Raw genomic sequence first — 19887 nt, forward strand, 5'->3', positions numbered from 1 at the left:
ACGGGTCCAACTGGAATAACGGGCCCAACAGGAGTTACTGGAGCAACAGGAACGACAGGGGTAACGGGTCCAACAGGAGTTACCGGATTGACTGGAGCCACGGGAGCTACGGGAGCAACAGGTGCTACTGGTGTGACGGGGGTAACCGGCCCGACTGGATTAACGGGCCCAACAGGAGTGACCGGAGCAACGGGAGTAACAGGTGCCACTGGTGTGACAGGGGTAACGGGTCCAACTGGATTAACGGGTCCAACCGGAGTAACAGGCCCAACGGGAGCCACCGGAGCCACCGGTCCAAACTTTGCAACGACTGGCTTCTCAGCGTTTCAGACAGCACTTTCGGTGAGTACCTCGGCACAACTGACGAATTGGACCGTAACGGCTCCGTACTACCCAGACGCAAGTTTTAACGCGACTACTGGGAACTTCACGGTACCGGCGACAGGCAGGTATAGTATAAAAGCAACAGTCAACTATTCCACTTCAGCCGCGGTATCCATTTCGCTTGGGGCGGGTATTAACCCAGCCTTTACGGTGCGCAGAACTACGCCGACGGCAACTGATTTAGTCAGCGGTTTGTTCCCGCTGCTTAACGTTAACGTGGCTCTAGTCCTCACATTAAGGGCAGTACTAGGTAATGGTGCAGTAACATTGGCGGGTGATGTTCAACTTAATGCAGGTGATGTGGTAGGTTTATTTTATGATGCAAACGGTCTTACCATCTCGCTTAACTTGGGAGGGGCTACGTCGTCTGGCATCGTCTGGTCCATATTCCGAATAGCGTAAAGTTTACATTTCACAATGAATACGGGTAACAAGAGGCAACAACGATCCACTCGTAGTGAGAATCTGATTTATTTTGACTAAGCGTTGATGTATACTGTATGGGTGATTTCCCAAACCTTAACATAGGCCAACGAACATGAAGGAGAGAATTTACCTTGCAGGACAACAAACACGACAAAGCCGGATACAAATCGATAGCGCTTGATATTGCACAAAGAATCGTAAGCGGGGAAATGCCAGTTGCGAGCAAAATATCCGGGCGTTCTCTGTTGGCTGGTCAATATCAAGTATCGCCGGAGACCATTCGTAAGGCAATCGGACTGTTGAAGGAAGAGAATATTGTGTCCGTATCTCAAGGTAAGGAGATCATCATCGTTTCCGATCAGAATGCATTGGCGTATACTACCCGCCACAATTACTTAAAATCAGCCTATTCACTTAAGCAGGAATTACAGCAACTCTTACTTGAAAAGAAGAACATGGACCGAAAATTTGAAGAGCTGCTCACGCAGATTATTGTAGCATCTGACCGCCTTCAAAACCTGAAGCCATATCACCCGGTAGAAATAAAAATAAATGAACATGCTCATGTTGTAGGTCGGACCATCGGAAATCTACAGTTCTGGCAAAACACGGGAGCTACCATTATTGCTCTGCGTCGGGGGACGGAGGTATCGATTTCACCTGGTCCACACGTAGTTCTTAGGGAAGGTGACATCATTGTTGCGGTAGGGGACGAACGCATGTATGAACGTACTGAGGAATTTCTGAATCGCCCGCATGATCAAGTCGAGGCTAACAACCTTACAGAAGCTTGATCGCTAATATTAAAATGCAAGAAACCAAAACCACTTTGACTTTTGTCGAAGTGGTTTTTTTGTTGCGAATCCGCGCACGAATAACATGGATACATCGGTATCTGCGGTTAGAAAAATACAGTACAAGCGTGATATCTACTTTATGATTTACAAATATATACAAACAACTTATAATGGTCATTTAGGTTGTCAGTGTGTATACTGTCTGTTATAGTATTAATTGCGTTTAACTGCTAGCTAAGTTGGGTGAATATATTCAGGGGGCTAGAGGAGTATATAGCGGTCTCTTCATGCGACAGAAGTCACTATTACGAAATTAAAGGGGGGTATTTATGCTGAAATTTGAGCATGTCAGTAAGAAGTACGCCAACGGCTTTGAAGCTGTGAAAGACATCAACTTTGAAGTGGCCGCTGGCGAAATACTGGTGTTGATCGGTCCAAGCGGATGCGGCAAAACAACCACCATGAAAATGATCAATCGCTTGATTCCGAACACATCAGGCAAAATTTATATCGATGGAAAGGACATATCCCAAGAAAATCCCGATGCCTTGCGCAAGAATATCGGATATGTCATCCAACAGATCGGTCTATTTCCGCATTATACGATTGAAGATAATGTGGGACTTATTCCGGAACTAAAGGGATGGGAGACTGCTAAGAAAAAAGAACGTGTGCTCGAAATGTTGCGTTTGGTAGGGCTTGATCCTGCAGACTTCGCGAAACGTTATCCTAAACAACTGTCCGGTGGCCAACAGCAACGGGTTGGTGTGGCCAGAGCGCTTGCAGGGGATCCGGAAATCGTGCTGATGGATGAACCGTTTGGCGCATTGGATCCGATTACGAGAGAGCAGTTGCAAGATGAGCTGTTACGTTTGCAAAAAGAAGTGAAGAAGACGATTGTATTCGTTACCCACGACATGGAAGAAGCGCTGAAGCTCGGGGATAAGATTGCGATTCTCAAGGATGGCGAACTTATTCAATTCGATTCACCCGAACAAATCCTTAGCCAACCGGCGAACGAGTTCGTGGAAGGCTTCATTGGAAAGAACCGCATTTATCAGAATCCAGAATATATTCCTGTCACTGACGTGATGAGGGATAATCCTTCTACAACGTATCCAGATCGGTCTCCAAGCAAAGCACTTGCCTTTATGAGACAACGAAAAACGGATACCCTGCTCGTTGGCGATGAGTCGAGTAAACTGCTTGGTATCGTATCTGCATATGATGTCGCCGCCAAAATGGAGGGAATCCGCAAGATCGAAGAGATTATGACTTGGCCAACAGTGCTGCTGGAAGATACTGCTACCGCACGGGATGCATTATCGCTGATAACACAAGCACCTCACGGTGTTATCCCCGTTATTACGGAAGACGGCAAGATTGCCGGGATCGTTACAAGAAGCAGTCTTCTGACCGCTTTTGCCGCTAAATGGGTGGGAGAAGAGGAGGAAGCACAATGAGAGATCGTTCACTCTGGGAACAGTTGTTACAACAATTAAATAGCCGCGGCGATGACCTGATCAAGTCACTCGGCGTCCATATTCAGTTAGTGTTCATATCCATGCTGTTGGCCGTTATTATTGGCATTGCTTTTGGTATATTGATTGCGCGTGTTAAGTCGCTAAAAGGCGTGACGCTGGGCACAGCGGGAATTCTGCAAACCATTCCGAGCTTGGCGATGCTTGGGTTCATGATTCCTTTATTCGGGATTGGAATGAAGACAGCGATCGCTGCCTTGTTCTTATATTCTTTGTTACCCATTATTCGCAATACGTATGCGGGTATAACCGAGGTAGACAAATCCGTCGTAGAAGCGGCTAGGGGTATGGGAATGAAGAGCCGACAAATTTTGTTCAAGGTTCAGTTGCCGTTGGCGATGAACGTCATCATGGCCGGTATTCGGACAGCGGCCGTTATCAACGTGGGTACAGCGACACTTGCTGCTTTTATCGGCGCAGGCGGCCTCGGAGAGTTTATTTTCCTTGGCATTCAGCGCAATATCGATGCACTGATCTTAATGGGGGCCATTCCGGCAGCCATTCTCGCACTTGTTATTGATTATTTACTCGGTTTGCTTGAGAAGGCAACCACACCAAAAGGCTTAAAGGTTTAATCCTGAAAGCTGAAATACTGAGGAATATAGGAGGTACAAATGAATATTAAAAAATTAATGGTGGTCTTTGGATTAGTAGCTTCAATCGGCATGGTGCTTTCCGCTTGCGGTGGAGGTTCTGGCGATGGAGGGAACAGCGCGGAGGGAAGCAAGGAGATTACGGTAAGTTCTAAGAACTTTACGGAGAACATTATTCTCGCTCATATGATGGCTGATCTAATCGAAGCCAAAACCGATATTAAAGTGACAAGAACCGTTAACCTCGGTGGATCCAACGTCGTATGGAATGCGTTGAAGAATAACGAGGTGCAATTATTCCCTGACTATACAGGTACAATTGTAGCTAATTACTATCAAGAGGAGACCGGTACTTCCGAAGAGTCTCTTACAAGGTCGCGTGAGCTAATGAAGGAAGACGGACTTGCATTTCTTGAGCCGTTCGGTATCAATAATACGTATACCTTAGCCGTTACACAAGAAACAGCGGAGAAGCACAATTTGAAGACGTTCAGCGACCTGGCTGAGGTATCCGACGATATGGTACTAGGGGTTGAATTCGAATTCCTGGATCGCGATGACGGTTATCCGGGAATCAGAGAATTGTATGGCATGAACTTTAAGGATAGCAAAGGCATGGACCACGGCATCATGTACCAAGCCATTGATAACGGCGAGACCGACGTAACTAACGCTTATGCCACAGATGCGCAAATCGCTGTTCATAATCTGGTCATACTGGAGGATGACAAGCAATTCTTCCCACCTTATGATGGAGGTCCAGTTATTCGTCAAGACACATTGGATCAATATCCCGAGCTGGAAGAAGTGCTGAATCTCCTCGGTGGTCAACTTACCGAGGCCGATATGCAGGAGCTTAACGCTCAGGTTGATGTGGAGGGATTAAGAGAAGATTCGGTTGCTCGTGATTTCCTTGTGCAGAAAGGTTTGATCGAAGAGTAGTCTAAGTATCCTCTAAATGCAAGTCAAAAACCGGCCTATTTCTGGCCGGTTTTTGCTTAATATCAAGCCGAATTTGATACTAGTTATTATATATTGACGGTGGTAAGATTTCTTTATATTTCAATCAGAGTATTGAGAAGTAAGGAGAGATTGCTGATGAAGACGATCAAGGTATTGCATTATGATGCGTTCACTTTGCAGCCGCACCAGGGGAACCCGGCTGGTGTAGTATTAGAAGCGGATAAGCTGACCGACGAGGAAATGCAGCGTATTGCCACACAGGTCGGATTCAATGAGACGACGTTTGTGCAGCACTCGCAGGAAGCGGATCTCCGGCTGCGGTATTTTACACCGGGTCACGAGATGAATTTGTGCGGCCACGCGACCATGGCCTCCATGTATGCCTTGAAGACACACGGAATGTTAGACGATAAGCATACGGTCATGATTGAGACGAGGGTAGGGGTTCTACCTATTCAGTTTGATAACGACGGAGAACAGCTGATGATGACAATGAAGCAGGATTTTCCTCAGTTCATCCCTTTTAGGGGAGATGTCGGCGCTTTAGCCGAATCCATCGGTTTGCAGCTTGAGGATGTTGATATGACTAAGCCGATCGTATACGGCAGTACAGGTATCTGGACATTGCTAATACCGCTGAAGCGGTTGAGCAGTTTCGCCCGTATGCAGCCTTACAATGAGCGATTCCCCGGAATACTGACACAGAATCCCCGGGCCTCGCTTCATCCTTTCTGCATGGAAACCAGTGATGATGCTTGTCTAATGCACGCACGTCACTTCTCTTCTCCCTATTCGGGTACGATTGAGGACCCGGTTACGGGGACGGCTTCCGGTGTGATGGGGGCTTATTATTTGACCTACATGGATACGGATGCACCGTCAACCGAGTTCTCAGTTGAACAAGGCCAGGAGATGGGAAGAGACGGAAGGGTGCGCGTCAAAGTCAATCGTCAATCAGACGACATGCATGTATATGTTACGGGCACAGCTGTATATGTTAACGAACTTGAAGTTCAATACTAGCTCGTTCATTCATATCTACGAGGAGTGGGAGCGTTTGTTGGGACAAGACGAGATTAGAGTATATCCTAAGGTTGGCAAGCTATTCATCGGTTCACTCGTATTTGTGGTGATTGGCATCGTCATGATGTATGCGGGAGGCTCCGACGAAGAGAATAATGTCTTTATTGTTGTGGTTGGCGCTATTTGCACTTTGTTCTTTGGGTTTGGCTTCGTTTATGCGATTAGCAAGCTCCTGCAGAGAAAACCGGCACTCTTGATTAATCAGACAGGCATCGAGGATCACTCTTCATTGGTAAGCAGTGGATTTGTTACATGGGACGAAATTAAGGGCATTGATATGTATCAAGTGCAGAATCAGCGGTTTATCGGGATCGAAGTTCATCATCCGGAACAAATCTGGTCAAGGCACCCGCACTGGAAACAGAGACTGATGAGGCTTAATAAAGGCATGACGGACTCGGCGATACATATTCAGGAAACGGGGTTATCGGGAAATTTTAATGAACTGTTTCTGGTTATGTACCGGAGGTGGAAACTGAATAAGTCTGATGAACTTGAAGAACGTGAGGAGGAACATCAAACATGAAGTCCTTTAGACCTGAGATGACGATGGAACAAGCCGTGAATGTTCTGAACCATGTCGAGCAGGGACAGGCGGTTAATATTACTCCGATTGAGATGGGGGAACTTAGCAAAGTTTTTCATTATGATGTTCAAGGCGAATCGTATGTTATTCACTTTAAGAATGATCTGTCCAGCTTAGAGAAGGAGCAATTCGTGCATAATCGCTTCGCTCCGTATGGGCTGCCAATCCCTCAGGTACATCAAGTTGGGCGTTATGAGAATCTGTGTTATGCCATCAAAGATAAGGTGTCTGGCAGTCCCATTGCAACGCTAGAACCCCAGGAGATTAAGAGACTCGTTCCGAGGATTCTGGATCAAGTCATTCGCATGATTCATATTCCTCTTGAGGATTCCCCTGCTGGTTATGGCTGGATTTCCCAGAAGGGTGAAGCAACGCATCATACGTGGGAAGATTACTTATTGACGACTTTCGATGAAGAGCAGGAAGGATTCTATTATGGATGGACGGATCTATACAATGAAGGGATTCTAGAGAAAGCCTTCTTTCAGGACATGTATCAAAGGATGCTGGAACTTCTCCCCTTCATCCCGCAAGAGCGTTATCTTGTTCATGGTGACTATCATTTAGGGAATATGCTGGCGCATAATGAGAATGTAACCGGGATCGTAGATTGGGAGATGGCGATGTATGGTGATTATTTGTTCGATATAGCTGTAATGGATATATGGTATCCGATGCTGCAGCTCCCGAAGCAAATTCAAGTGACACTGAATCAGAGTGGGATACAGACCACTGATTTTGATAAAAGACTGCGCTGTTATCAGCTGTTTAAAGGTTTGGACGGACTTCGATTTTATGCTAAACAAGAACACGAGCCGAGTTATCAATTCATGAAGAATCGGATGGCAACATGGCTTCAAAGTCCATAGATCCCTGCGGGGATCTATTTTTTTGCGGATTGGGCTTCGGGTAAATGTGTCAAATGGCATGGTTAACTGACGAGTCGGGTACGGATAGCTTGGAATACAATGAAGCAGGCGGAGTTGAAGGTGGGATCAACATGAAACTTCATTCAAGGCAGAAGACCTCGATTCCGGATGGGGTCATGGTTTGTGGGCAGCATCCCGCGTTATATCTTGTAGAAGATGCGATGAAGCGACCCATCGTTGATCTGGAGACCTTTCAATTCTATCGATTTAATCCGGAGAGAATCGTTAAGTTAGATCAGGATTTATTGGACAACTTGGATACGGGGGAGTCTATTTGTGTTCATGGAGATTTCATGAGAAGCAGCCCTTCGACGATTGTGTTGCAGCGGAATAACTCGGAACGATATTTATGGTCGGGAGGTAAGCTGCATCCTATCGTCTCAGCGGAGACGTACCAAAGACTTCAGTTTCATCTTGCACAGACGGTCATTGTGAATGACGTTGTATTTAATTCGCTCCCCATGGGCGAACCGATTTATAATACAGCCATTCTAGCGTACGGTCCGATCAATTGGAGAGTGTACAGTGCCCCTGATGGCCGGATTTATTATAGTCAGCAGCATCGATTGCACCGTATTCTGAGCCCGTCCATATTCTATTATTATCACTGGAAGTCTAATGAAATCATTCATTTAACGAATATGGAGTTCAGTATCTGTTCATTAGGCGACCCTATTACAGAACATCTACTTCCGAGAGGGTGAGACGTCATTGAAAGTTCTTCTCGTGACCATATTCATGATTCCACACGTTGGCGGCCTGTGGAAGTACATGTTGCAAGTCAAGCAAGGTTTGGAAGCGCACGGACACCAGGTGGATATGATCGGCGATGGACTTGATCGTTTTTATATGTATGGCGAACCGAATCGTGAGGTGCATAAGCATCATTTCAAGCCCATGCTGGAGCATAAGCTGCCAGCATCCTCTGTTATATTTACTGATCAATGGGTGCGGTATGCCGAATCTGAACGATTATGCCTGGAGCTGTCTTTGGCTTCGATGGGATTGGAACAGTATGATATCATCCATGCGCAGGATGTGCTTGCGGCTTCTGCTGTAAGTCGGATCAAACCGCAGCGAACGCCGTTAATCACCAGCATTCACGCTTCGTTGGCTCTTACCATTCTGGATATGTTGCATGCCGGCCAAGGAATTCAGCCCTCCCATGCTCCACTCGTGTGGAATTATTACAAGACGATAGAGTATGTAGGCGGGACATCCAGTGACAGGATATTGCTGGCTTCGCAGTGGCTGAAGGAGGTCATGATATCCCAGTTCACGCTCCCCGAATCGAATATATCGCTGATCCCATATGCCATGGATATTGCCGCCTTCGAATATCGCATGCAGTTAGGTCATTCCATAACACCTCCCTCGGGGAAAAAAGTCATAATCTGTACGTCGAGGCTAAGTTATGAGAAGGGAATCCACGTGCTAATCGAGGGATTGGGCAAGTTGCATCGGATTCGTCAAGATTGGGTGTGTTGGCTGGTAGGAGATGGAGATCAGCGTTCGTTATATGAGCAACGTGTACATGAACTTGGGATGGAAGAGGTTGTCTTGTTCTGGGGAGCAAGGGATGATGTTCCGCAACTGCTCGGGCTTGCCGACATATTTGTTATGCCGAGCTTGATGGAGACGTTATCGTACTCCGTTATGGAAGCGCAGCTTGCAGCGTTGCCTGTCGTCTCGTCAGATGCGGGTGGTCTGAAGGAAGCTGTGCAGCATGGCGTAAACGGTCTTCTTTTTACAGTTGGGAATGATGACATGATGCTGTCGCATCTAAACATCCTGCTTGAGGATGAGCGGTATCGGCAAGAACTGGGAGGCCATGCTAGAACATGGGCTCTGGAGCATCGTGGGTTAGATAACATGGTCCAACAGGTTACGAGTGTATATCATGATGAATTAACGAAATGACCCGGCGGATCGAAACGACGGAAGCGAGGTGAGGGAAGATGAATACCGAAGCCGAAGTGCCTGGGGATGATTACATCGATCTTTTTCTATGCCAAGAGAGGCATCCATTTATTATGGTTGATCGGAGCGTGTGGGAGGCTGTGATACGCAAACTTCCTGAGGGATATTTCATTCCGGATTACCGAATTATCAATATGATTTCGAATATGCTAGCGACAGGGAATGAGGTGGAGATCATGGGAACATCGAATTGGCAAAATCTATCGTACTGCGTAGAACTGCTGCGGGAAGTATCCCCTAAGTCCGTGCTGGATGTCGGGGTGGGGTGATGGCAAGTGGGGGATGTTATGCCGTGAGTATCTGGATGTCTGGGCAGGCCGGGTGTTTCGACCGAATTGGACGACACGGATTGAGGGAATTGAGATATTTCCGACGAATATAGATACTTATCATTCGAGTTTCTATAATAAGATTCACTTTGCGGATGCTTATCATCACATTCATACCTATGTCCAGCCGGACGAATTCGATTTGATCATTCTGGGAGATGTGCTGGAGCACTTTGGGAAAGAACAGGCGACCGCGCTGTTGAATACGTGTATTCTCAAGGCAGGTCATGTGCTGCTGAACGTTCCGATTGGAGATCAGTGGCCGCAGGGAGTAGTCTATGGCAATGTGTTCGAGACGCACTTAAGCGTGTGGACAACGAAAGAATTGGATCAATTTCCTGTGAAAGAGAAGCGGCACTTTAAAGATTATATCGGACGCGATTTTTCCACGTATCTGTTTTCGAAGTGACCGCTATATCGCTTTTTCATTCATGATTCAAGGACTTGTTACCCAGCGTGTATGTGGATTGCGTTTGATTCCGTGAGGATAAGAACATTTCCGTTTAGGGAAAATGTTCTTTTTTTGCTTAAAAACGTCATAGAATCATGTTATATTGTTAGAAACGGAAAAATGATGAAATGAGCTGATATATTGAAGAAACTGGTGTTGGCAGGTGGAACGGGTTTTGTCGGAACCTATTTTGAGAAAAAATTCACGAATGACGACATACAGGTGAAAATGATCTCCAGACAGCCGGGCCACATCGCCTGGGAGGACGAAGCGGGCATGATTGAAGCACTGGAGGGCGCTGATTTACTCATTAATTTGGCTGGCAAATCGGTGAATTGCCGCTATCATGACCGTAATAAAGAGCAAATTCTGAGTTCAAGGGTGGAGACGACGAACATATTAGGCAAAGCCGTCTTGGCTTGCGAACAGCCGCCGCTGACATGGATGAATTCCAGCACGGCTACGATTTATAGACATGCCGAAGATCGGCCCATGACCGAAGAGCAGGGTGAGATAGGAGCGGGCTTTTCGGTTCATGTGGCAGAGGAATGGGAGCGAACCTTTTTCGCGTTGCAGCTTCCAAGGACCCGACAGATTGCCTTGCGAATTGCGATCGTACTTGGACCGGACGGAGGCGTGATGACGCCATATCTCAACTTAGTCCAATATGGCCTTGGCGGTGTCCAAGGCCCTGGGACGCAAAGATTCAGCTGGATTCATATTGAGGATTTGTACCGCATCGTTCAATTTCTGCAGGAGCATCCGGAACTCGATGGGGTGTTGAACTGTTCCTCCCCGAACCCGGTTACGAACCGTGATCTTATGGAGCAGTTGCGCAAGGCGCTGAATCGGAAGTGGGGCTTGCCTGCTCCGAAGTGGTTACTGGAGTTGGGGGCGGTCATGATCAGAACGGAGACGGAACTTGTGCTGAAGAGTCGCTGGGTCATACCGGATAGACTGCAACGGGCCGGTTCATGTTTCGTTACGACACCTTAGACAAGGCGCTTGAACAGATCGTAAAGACTAGGTTATGAATGATAAGGATGAGGGGTTCATTACGTTGGAGTATAAGATTAAAAAACCAAAGCTGATTATTACGCTAATCGCCAATAGTGTATTGTTATTAGCTTTTATTAATATGTGGCGTCTTAGAATCGCACCTCCCCTAGACTATATTTATTTGATTTTATCTATTGTTGCACTCTTTATGATCATCGTTACGATTGCCAGGTTTGCTGCCAAACCCTATGATTTACGACTTCATCCAGGCAAGATCTATGTCAAGAACAGAGAAGTAGACAGTACGAAGATAAGAGCTGTGCTGATTCGCGGATACTTCAATCCGATGATTGGAATCCAACTGGCTAACCGGCGTATGGTTCCCGTGGGCTTATACTTTCGATTCATCGGCAGGGAGCGGGAGGATCACGCTATTCGAGATCTGAAGCAATGGGCGAAAGAACATGATGTTCCAGTGGTACACCGATATTTCTGGACTTGGTTCTGAAATCATAACTTATGGTAGAAGAAAGAGGTGAGTTCGCAAATGGACCGAGACGAGAAGTTTTATCGTCGCTGGACGCGCATCCAGGCAAGAGGCAAAGCAAGATATATCTTGATTCGAGGAACCATTCTATGTTTGCTAATTTACGGTGTATGGGCGCTTGTCACCTGGTTTTTTGACAGAGATAAGTTTGGGGCGGATCATTTCGTGGCACGTTATTATTACTACTTTATCTTATACTTGGCTTACGGTTTATTCTCTTCATATGGCGCCTGGAAGGGCCAAATGTATCGCTACAACAATTTGAAGTACGATTATGAGAAGCAGGGGAAGAGCTTGCCTGATTAGGCAGGTTCTTTTTGTTTTGTGGTAGATGGTATACTATTCACTAGCAGTAATAAGGAAGTGATGATAAGCATGAGTTATTATTTGAGTGAGCGGATGATCAAGCAATTGTGCGGCAAACCGGCATTCGATCACGGATTTCAGCTATATACGAAAGGATTCACATCCCTGCTCGGTCAGGATATTGACAATAGGACTTACGAAGCCGAAGTGCAGGATGAGAAGCTGCAGTTGCATGTGCTTGTTCATATCGATGATAACGGAGATGCACGGACGACCTGCACTTGCAGCAACTACCAAGCTACCCATAAACGCTGTGGACATATCGCAGCTCTATTATTAAAGATTCAGGAACTTGAATCCTTCGCGGCGGCGCCTGAGCTTGAATACCCGTCTCTTCTGCATAGTCCGGCTGGAAAGAATCTCGCTACGGGTCAACTTACACCAAGATCGTTGACAGAAGAGAGCTTCCTTGGGGATCAATTGCTGGGGTTATTTGCGGGTTCTTATAAAAGAAAGTCGGTGGCGGCCACACGCTTCGATCAGCGCGAACCTATGGATGTGCAGTTCATCTTCAAGTTATACCCTTATGATTATGAACGCTATATGCTCGGTGTGGAACTGCGTGTCGGGCTGAAGCGATTATATATTGTGCATCGCATTCGAGAGCTACTGGCATCCTTGCGAAAATTCACCTCATGCTCCTTCACGAAGCATTTCACCTACAATCCGGAGCTGCATAGCTTTAGCCAGGCGGATCATGATCTGCTGCAAGAGTTAATGGCTATTGATGAACATGAGCGAACGTTTAACCATAGCCGAATGTATGCGGGCACTGGCAAAAATGCGGTTTCTGACCGAATGTTAATCATTCCTCCAGCCTTCTGGCCACGGATACGAGCACAACTTGCAGTGAATGAGCATGCGCATTTATCTATTGACGGTATCCTGACAGAGCCGCTTCGCTTCGTGGACGGCCCGCTCCCATTGGAATTCGAATTTGATGCGTCTGCCGGCGATCATCATTATGTTATGCACATCCAAGGATTAAATCGAATGACCGTATTAGATGAATACGGATTGGTTATGGTGGACGGCGCGCTAATGAATGTCGAGCCGAATGAATGTGCCAGGCTTACCGAGATGAAGCAACTGCTTGAGCAATCCCCGCATGATGTGATTCACATTCAACCTGAGGTGATCGAGTCCATCATGGAGAAGGTGGTTCCCGGACTGATGAAGCTTGGGCAGGTGCAAGTGTCGCAATCGATATCAGACCGTATCGTACAGACTCCACTGAAAGCCAAGCTGTATCTCGATCGCATTCGCGGAAGGCTGCTGGCCGGGCTGGACTTCCAGTATGGCAATATCACGATTAACCCGCTCGATGATCATCGCGACCGTCGGAGCGGGGAATCCATATTGGTACGCAAGGGTGAAGAAGAGCGGCGCATATTAGAGTTAATGGAACAGGCTTCGTTCGCCAGGACCGAAGGTGGTTTTTTCATGACCAACGAGATGATGAGTTTGATTTTTTACACCATACGATTCCGCAGCTTGAGAAGTTGCTCGAGGTTTATGCAACAACAGCGGTGAAGGAGCGATTGTATGTCGGCGAGATGAATCCGAAGGTGAAGGTCGATGTGGACGAGCGAACCGATTGGCTGGAGCTGAAGTTCCAGATGGAAGGATTCGTGGAGACTGAGATTCGGGAGATCATCAAGTCGCTGGAAGAGAAACGCAAATTTCACCGTCTTCCGAACGGGGCGCTGATGCCGCTGGAAACGGAAGCTTTTCAATCGATGGTTGAGCTGATGAACCGGGTAGGTGCTTGGAAGGAAGAGTCTATGGGAGCGAGGTTCCGATTGCCTGCGGTTCAAGGGCTTCAACTGCTTGATTGGGAACAATCCGGTTCAGCGGTTCAGTTCGGCAGATCTCTCCGGCGAATGCTGCAGAACGTGAAGAACCCGGATAATCTGGAATTTCCAATACCGGATGGTCTGGGATCCATTCTGCGAGATTACCAGCAGTATGGCTATCAATGGATGAAGACGCTAGCCCATTACCGTTTTGGCGGTATTCTGGCAGACGATATGGGGCTGGGGAAAACCATTCAAAGCATCGCCTTCATTCAATCCGTCTTGCCTGAGATTCGGGAGCTTCGCGAGCCTGCGCTCATCATTGCTCCTGCCTCACTATTATATAATTGGCATAACGAGTTGAAACGGTTTGCACCGGATATCCGAGCTGTCATTGTAGACGGTTCGCAGCAAGATCGGAGGAAGTTGATCAAGCCGACGGATCAAGCCGACGTCTTGATTACCTCATACCCGCTGCTGCGGCGAGACGTTGAAGGCTATGCAAAGACTTCTTTTCACACGTTGATCCTGGATGAGGCTCAGTTCTTCAAGAACTATACGACGCAGACGGCGCAGGCTGTAAAAACCTTGCATGCCCGCTATCGCTTTGCCCTCACGGGAACGCCTATCGAGAACCGAATGGAGGAACTGTGGTCGATATATGATGCGGTATTTCCTTCCTTGTTCGGAGATCGCAAGGCGTTTCTGGAACTGCCAAGAGAGACGGTAGCGAAGCGGGTGCGTCCGTTCTTGCTGCGTCGTCTGAAATCGGACGTGCTTCAGGAATTGCCGGAGAAGATTGAGACGATTATGTCGTCTAATCTGTTCAATGAACAGAAGAAGCTGTATGCCGCCTATCTTGCGAAGCTGCGTCAAGAATCGCTGAAGCATCTGGACCAAGATGGATTTCATAAGAGCCGCATTCGGATATTGGCTGGACTCACGCGTCTTCGCCAAATATGCTGTCACCCGGCGCTATTTGTTGAAGGGTATAAGGGGAGTTCGGCCAAGTTCGAGCAGCTGCTGGAAACGGTGCAGGAATGCCTGGATGCCGGAAGACGCATGCTTGTGTTCTCCCAGTTCACCGGCATGCTTCATCTGATTGCCAAGGAACTGGCGGAACGCGGTATCCCTTACTTCTATCTGGATGGACAAACTCCGGGCGCTAAACGAGTGGAATTGTGCGAACGATTCAATAACGGAGAAGGCGAAGTGTTCCTGATCTCACTTAAGGCGGGAGGAACCGGATTGAATCTGACTGGAGCCGATACGGTCATTCTGTATGATCTATGGTGGAATCCCGCCGTTGAGCAGCAAGCGATGGATCGTGCACATCGAATCGGGCAGAAGAAGGTCGTTCAGGTCATCCGGCTCGTCGCCCAAGATACGGTTGAGGATAAGATGTATGCCTTGCAGCGGAAGAAGCAGAATTTGATCGAGGAAGTCATTCAGCCTGGAGAAGATGGACTGTCAAGCTGGACGGAAGAGGACATCCGCGAATTATTAAGTCTGCACAGTTAGCGGATTGCGGTTACAGGACTGGAGATTGATGTGGTTACTGGCTATGCACGCCATTATAAGAAGCCGCGGCAAGAGCATTCTGGTGGATACGTATTATGCGAAGGGGAATATACTCTCCGTTCTTCGTTAAATCAGAAAAAGTAGGCAACCTATCCAATTGCTGATATAATGACTTCATGTGAAGTTTTTTACATACACTATCAGACATTAGAATGGAAGGTTAAGAGCATGGTATCCTTTATACTTACGCTAAAGCGTCTAGTCAGCGGTCTGTTTCGTGCATTCAAGCAGCGGAATTTCGTGGCTTTGTTTGTACTCATTATCATCATGTTATTCTCCGGTACGATGTTCTACACCAAGCAGGAGGCATGTCGGTCATTGATGCGCTCTACTTCTGCGTGGCGACCCTAAGTACGGTGGGGCACCCGGACTTCGTCCCTCAAACTGATCTGGGCAAAATCTTCACCATGGTATACATCATCGTCGGAACAGGATTGTTCCTGGGGATGGTCGGCCACCTGGCGTATGCCTTGATCAAAGGCACCATTCGAGAAGAGAAGCGTAAGCAGGCAGAGTCATAGGGGAGTGGGCATCATGTTGCTCAGATGACGAACGGACCGTAGATACCTTATTTACCTCAAATGAGGAGATTAGTGAAGACTAGCGGACTCAGCTGCGCTTATTTGGTGAATGAAGCGTATCCGACACCGATTTCGAGATGGATAACGTATCCTGTGTCCGCTAACCTTGGAAAAAGCACCTATTATCGAGGAAATAAGGTCATCTGAGTCCACTAAGCAGGTACAATAACATTAAAAAGAGTACAGCATGCGCTGTACTCTTTTTTATAGTGCTAGGGAGCAAGTTGTGGCTCAGGCTCGGTAGCTTGGCCTGGGTCTGGAATCGATTCGGATTCGGGTTCCGGGATTAATTCAAGTTCTGGCTCAGGAAAAAGATCGAGATCAGGACTAACTGATGGATCCGGTTCTGCGACAGTGAGGTTATCTGGTACTACGTAAACGGGATTGATGAAATAGTGTGTTTGTGTTTTAGGAGTCGTCACTTCTTTACGTGATAGAATGTCTCCGCTGAAAATGACAATGCCTTGGACTTCTTCAACCCAGATGGTGGGGTTATCGTTGTTCTCAGAGTCATTTACAAGTTCTATACCCGCTTGTAAGATTAATTCGGATTTGTCAGTTAGTCCCTTACCCATTGAAACTTCGATGCCACCGAACTCGTTGCCAGTCACGTCAATCCGACCATCCAGCGTCACGGAAGATCCATTCACCAGCAGAGCAGCATCGGCGCCGGATGCTTTGAAATCACGGATGGTTACACCGGTTGCCTTGTAAACCTGAATGCCATAAGATCCTTGCCAGCCATTCGGTGAACGTAATGCTAGCTTTAAGTTCTCAACTTTAACATCGTTTGCATTCACCAGCAGGCCATCTTTAATCCCGCCTGTAAAATGGATCGTATGGCCGTTGCCATCTAATTTAACTTGTCTTGAGATGATTAAGGTTTCAGAGACATTATCGATATCTCCTGCCAGTCTAATCGTTTCTACGTTAGGATTAGCTATGCCTTCTTTTAATTTGTGAGCAGTAGATACGTGTACTGCTGTCTTGGAACTTTCCCGCAGGAAATAATGGGTTTGGAGTCGATCAGATGGATGCACGACCTGTGCTACAGTGAAATTAGAATCAGAACTAATACTGCCCTCATCTTGTTCAAGCCATATTGTCGGATTACCCATATGTTCAGTTGAGTTAATGAATGAGGCTCTATCTACATGTAAAACGGATGATTTCGATAGAGTCTTACCCTTGGATACTTCAATCCCGCCATATTCATTACCGCTCACATCAATCGTTCCTTCTAGAGCCACATTCGAACCATTTATGAGCAGCGCGGCGTCACCGCCGTTAGCGGTATAATCTTTGATGGTTACATCGGTTGCATTGTAAACATGGATGCCATAAGATCCTTGCCAGCCATCCGGTGAACGTAATGCTAGCTTTAAGTCCTCAATGTTCACATCGTTTGCATTTACCAGCAGGCCATCTTTAATTCCTTCTGTAAAATTGATCGTATGTCCGTTGCCATTCAATGAGACCTTTCTTGAGATGGTAATCGTGTCAGTTACATTTGGAATATCCGCAGTAACCTTGATAATCTCAATTGCGTCATTCTCGATTGCAGCGAGTAATTGGGCATGAGTGGACACTTCTGCAGTCACAGCCAGATCAGCGTTCAAGTAATAGTACGTTTGAGATCTGGAAGCTATTTGTTTTGAGGTAAGCGGCGTTCCTGCACGATCTAAGTTAATAGAACCTTGTCCATCAATAACCCATACAGTAGGAGAGTTCAGAGACTCGGTTGAATTCAACAACATCCCCTCAATGAACAGTGTGGACTCAGGCAAGTTCGAGTTACCTTGGCTTTTGGAGACTTCGATGCCGCCATATTCATTATGGCTAACATCAATATTGCCTTCCAAAGTAACAGTCGAACTGTTTACAAGTAGTGCAGCGTCTCCACCAGCGGCTTTATAATTACTAAGTGTCACATTCTTTGCATTGTAAACCTGGAGACCATAAACGCCATCCCATTGTCCATGAGTACTATTTAAACTCAGACTCAAATTGTTCACGGTTACATCATTATGGGTAACTAATACGCCATGCTTGATGGTATTTGCAAAGCTAATCGTTTTATTATTACCATTCAAGCTTACTGTTCTAGCGATATCAATTCGCCGATCTACCCCTGAAATATTCTCAAGCAAGTTGATATTCTCAATATTATCGTCAATCAGGGCACCCCTCAAAGCTTCTATCGCAATGACATTCGCAATGTCAGCTTCTGCCTCAATCTCGATTGTATTCGTCACAGATCCACTCTGGATCGTGATAATAGCACCTTGAGTTTCATTAGCACTGACTAAAACACGTACATTACTTAGGTTGATGCTACCAAGCTTGTCTTCAATATATTTAACCGTCGCTTCCGCTCCGTCATATACCCACACCAATTCCAATGCGAGAATCGCAGCCTTAATACGAGCCACTTTCTGTGCATCGGTCTCGATCGGTTGCCCTCCGCCAGGGTTGCCCTCATTTCCTCCGTTATTACCTCCCCCGTTTCCACCACCAGGGATGCCACCGCCCGTGCTTGGAGGAGGGGCCTGCACTTGATCTTTATGTACACCATCGATGGATTGCGGTCGCTTGTTGAACGAGGAACCTTGCGCACCTTCATTAATCGTGGCTTTCTTCACCGTACCCAGTCCGAGAACCTGAATGATCGCATCCAGAATTAAGGATTGTACTTCCGCACCACTACCTAATTCAATCTTCGCATGGTTAGCACCTTCGAGGATATTAAGCGTACCAATGGCGCCCTTCTGCAATTCTAACGTGATTGCTGATGCCAGCACGTTCACGTCGTCGAAGACGCCCATCAATTGAACTTTAGCATTCGCAGGTAAGGATTCGGACAACTCCACATCCGTAAAACCTGCACCGGTTAATCCGGATTCCTCGAGCAGGGCAGAGGATAGAATGAATACTTGACCGGCCACGGTAGAACCCTCGGCCACGATCCGAACCGTGCCATTCGCTTTATTGACGATGATGATGCCTGTCGTCGTGTCAACAAGATGAATGGAATTCTTGCCACCACCTTTGACGTGAGTGGTACCTTTCACCGTAACATGATCAACGACAACGTCACCTTCACCGATTCCTTCGGCAAAAGTAAGATTCCCTGTAATCTCGATATTCTGCAGCTTAACATCAGCACTTTGAATGATCACGTTCCCGGTAATGATCTCTTTGCCGGTAGCCGGACCATAGGTTCCTGCCTGATCGTAGACCGTGGTCGTTAACTCTGCATGTTTGGCAAGAGCCGAGTCGATCAAGACGATGGCTTCAGCTCGTGACAACGATTTATTGGGAGCCAGGGTTTGGTTCGGATAGCCTTGCAGAATTCCGTTGTGAATGACGGCAGCCATACTGGATTTCGCCCAACCAGCAATCTGGTTAGCATCGGCGTAGTGATCCAATGATTGAGCACTCTCGCTTTGAAGGTCCAGCAAGCTCGTGATCATCGCTGCCGCTTCTTGACGTGTTACCGTCACGTTAGGGCGGAAAGTTTGGTCTTGATATCCTTGGAGATATCCTTGTTGGACGGCAGTTGTAATCTCGGCATAAGCCCAATTGTCCGGAGATACATCCTTAAATGAAGAAGCGGGGCTTGGGGTTTTCTCCAAATCAAACAGTCGGTTAATCATCGTAACGAATTCTGCTCGGGTGATCGTCTGGTTCGGTCTGAACGAGCCATCTTGATAACCGTGCAGTAATCCATTATCCACCCATTGCTGAATACGCGGTTGTGCCCAATGGCCAGCAATATCGCTGGCAGATTGCGCTTGTACACCGGCGAATGAACTGAAAACCAAACTAAATCCGAGCAGACCTGCGACCGTGCTTCGTGTCTTCTTAGTCATTTTCTCCTCCTATATATTCGTATTTACGAATGATGTTAAGTAAAAAAGACTTCATATGACAAAAATATCCCGGTTTATCTTCC

General features: G+C 47.0%; 14 protein-coding genes and 4 pseudogenes. 17 read left to right on the top strand and 1 reads right to left on the bottom strand.

Features of this window, described 5'->3' with window-relative positions; all coding sequences use genetic code 11:
* The 17 genes and pseudogenes from JCM10914_RS20420 to JCM10914_RS20495 all read left to right on the top strand — a co-directional run.
* Nucleotides 1-786 (top strand): annotated as a pseudogene (locus JCM10914_RS20420) (collagen-like protein); the annotation flags it as partial.
* Nucleotides 787-941: 155 nt separating this feature from the next.
* Complete coding sequence (locus JCM10914_RS20425) at nt 942-1604, top strand: TrkA C-terminal domain-containing protein (RefSeq protein WP_023964148.1); 663 nt, start codon at nt 942-944, stop codon at nt 1602-1604.
* 332 nt (nt 1605-1936) lie between these two features.
* Nucleotides 1937-3070: an ABC transporter ATP-binding protein gene (locus tag JCM10914_RS20430; protein ID WP_023964150.1), complete on the top strand. Its 1134-nt coding sequence runs from the start codon at nt 1937-1939 to the stop codon at nt 3068-3070.
* The gene (locus JCM10914_RS20435) at nt 3067-3723 is read left to right on the top strand and encodes an ABC transporter permease (protein WP_023964152.1); all 657 of its coding nucleotides are present in this window, start codon (nt 3067-3069) and stop codon (nt 3721-3723) included. The genes JCM10914_RS20430 and JCM10914_RS20435 overlap by 4 nt, the downstream gene beginning before the upstream one ends.
* 39 nt (nt 3724-3762) lie before the next feature.
* On the top strand, nt 3763-4683 hold the full coding sequence (locus tag JCM10914_RS20440) for a glycine betaine ABC transporter substrate-binding protein (RefSeq protein WP_023964154.1): 921 nt from the start codon (nt 3763-3765) through the stop codon (nt 4681-4683).
* 156 nt (nt 4684-4839) lie between these two features.
* Nucleotides 4840-5727, top strand: coding sequence for a PhzF family phenazine biosynthesis protein (locus tag JCM10914_RS20445; protein ID WP_023964156.1), 888 nt, complete (start codon nt 4840-4842; stop codon nt 5725-5727).
* Nucleotides 5728-5761: 34 nt separating this feature from the next.
* Complete coding sequence (locus JCM10914_RS20450; RefSeq protein ID WP_023964158.1) at nt 5762-6313, top strand: STM3941 family protein; 552 nt, start codon at nt 5762-5764, stop codon at nt 6311-6313.
* Entirely contained in the window at nt 6310-7242 is a 933-nt protein-coding gene (locus JCM10914_RS20455; protein WP_023964160.1) for an aminoglycoside phosphotransferase family protein, read from the top strand. The genes JCM10914_RS20450 and JCM10914_RS20455 overlap by 4 nt, the downstream gene beginning before the upstream one ends.
* Before the next feature lie 53 nt (nt 7243-7295).
* A complete protein-coding gene (locus JCM10914_RS20460; protein WP_036719352.1) occupies nt 7296-8006 on the top strand; it encodes a hypothetical protein in 711 nt (236 codons plus the stop codon).
* Between the two features lie 7 nt (nt 8007-8013).
* On the top strand, nt 8014-9222 hold the full coding sequence (locus JCM10914_RS20465; protein ID WP_036719354.1) for a glycosyltransferase family 4 protein: 1209 nt from the start codon (nt 8014-8016) through the stop codon (nt 9220-9222).
* A gap of 38 nt (nt 9223-9260) precedes the next feature.
* Nucleotides 9261-9551, top strand: coding sequence for a hypothetical protein (locus tag JCM10914_RS30765; RefSeq protein WP_023964166.1), 291 nt, complete (start codon nt 9261-9263; stop codon nt 9549-9551).
* Between the two features lie 13 nt (nt 9552-9564).
* On the top strand, nt 9565-10020 hold the full coding sequence (locus JCM10914_RS20470) for a glycosyl transferase (protein WP_023964168.1): 456 nt from the start codon (nt 9565-9567) through the stop codon (nt 10018-10020).
* A 180-nt stretch (nt 10021-10200) separates the two neighbouring features.
* Nucleotides 10201-11096: pseudogene (locus JCM10914_RS20475) on the top strand (TIGR01777 family oxidoreductase).
* A 26-nt stretch (nt 11097-11122) separates the two neighbouring features.
* The gene (locus JCM10914_RS20480) at nt 11123-11569 is read left to right on the top strand and encodes a hypothetical protein (RefSeq protein WP_148300240.1); all 447 of its coding nucleotides are present in this window, start codon (nt 11123-11125) and stop codon (nt 11567-11569) included.
* Between the two features lie 39 nt (nt 11570-11608).
* Nucleotides 11609-11914 carry a hypothetical protein gene (locus JCM10914_RS20485; protein ID WP_023964174.1) on the top strand — a complete coding sequence of 102 codons (306 nt, stop codon included), beginning with the start codon at nt 11609-11611 and terminating at the stop codon, nt 11912-11914.
* 281 nt (nt 11915-12195) lie between these two features.
* Nucleotides 12196-15288 (top strand): annotated as a pseudogene (locus tag JCM10914_RS31975) (SNF2 helicase associated domain-containing protein); the annotation flags it as partial.
* Nucleotides 15289-15519: 231 nt separating this feature from the next.
* Nucleotides 15520-15872: pseudogene (locus JCM10914_RS20495) on the top strand (potassium channel family protein).
* A gap of 272 nt (nt 15873-16144) precedes the next feature.
* Here JCM10914_RS20495 and JCM10914_RS20500 read toward each other — a convergent pair.
* Nucleotides 16145-19804 carry a pectate lyase-like adhesive domain-containing protein gene (locus JCM10914_RS20500; RefSeq protein ID WP_023964184.1) on the bottom strand — a complete coding sequence of 1220 codons (3660 nt, stop codon included), beginning with the start codon at nt 19802-19804 and terminating at the stop codon, nt 16145-16147.
* Nucleotides 19805-19887: the final 83 nt, after the last annotated feature.

The sequence above is a fragment of the Paenibacillus sp. JCM 10914 genome (assembly GCF_001315105.1).
In the GTDB taxonomy this organism is placed as follows: Bacteria; Bacillota; Bacilli; order Paenibacillales; family Paenibacillaceae; genus Paenibacillus_AQ.

What these genes read in the sequence shown, in the direction of transcription:
- JCM10914_RS20485 (WP_023964174.1), top strand. Translation starts at nt 11,609, where the DNA reads ATGGACCGAGACGAGAAGTTTTATCGTCGCTGGACGCGCATCCAGGCA.
- JCM10914_RS20430 (WP_023964150.1), top strand. Translation starts at nt 1,937, where the DNA reads ATGCTGAAATTTGAGCATGTCAGTAAGAAGTACGCCAACGGCTTTGAA.
- JCM10914_RS20460 (WP_036719352.1), top strand. Translation starts at nt 7,296, where the DNA reads ATGGCATGGTTAACTGACGAGTCGGGTACGGATAGCTTGGAATACAAT.
- JCM10914_RS30765 (WP_023964166.1), top strand. Translation starts at nt 9,261, where the DNA reads ATGAATACCGAAGCCGAAGTGCCTGGGGATGATTACATCGATCTTTTT.
- JCM10914_RS20470 (WP_023964168.1), top strand. Translation starts at nt 9,565, where the DNA reads ATGTTATGCCGTGAGTATCTGGATGTCTGGGCAGGCCGGGTGTTTCGA.
- JCM10914_RS20455 (WP_023964160.1), top strand. Translation starts at nt 6,310, where the DNA reads ATGAAGTCCTTTAGACCTGAGATGACGATGGAACAAGCCGTGAATGTT.
- JCM10914_RS20435 (WP_023964152.1), top strand. Translation starts at nt 3,067, where the DNA reads ATGAGAGATCGTTCACTCTGGGAACAGTTGTTACAACAATTAAATAGC.
- JCM10914_RS20445 (WP_023964156.1), top strand. Translation starts at nt 4,840, where the DNA reads ATGAAGACGATCAAGGTATTGCATTATGATGCGTTCACTTTGCAGCCG.
- JCM10914_RS20440 (WP_023964154.1), top strand. Translation starts at nt 3,763, where the DNA reads ATGAATATTAAAAAATTAATGGTGGTCTTTGGATTAGTAGCTTCAATC.
- JCM10914_RS20500 (WP_023964184.1), bottom strand. Translation starts at nt 19,804, where the DNA reads ATGACTAAGAAGACACGAAGCACGGTCGCAGGTCTGCTCGGATTTAGT.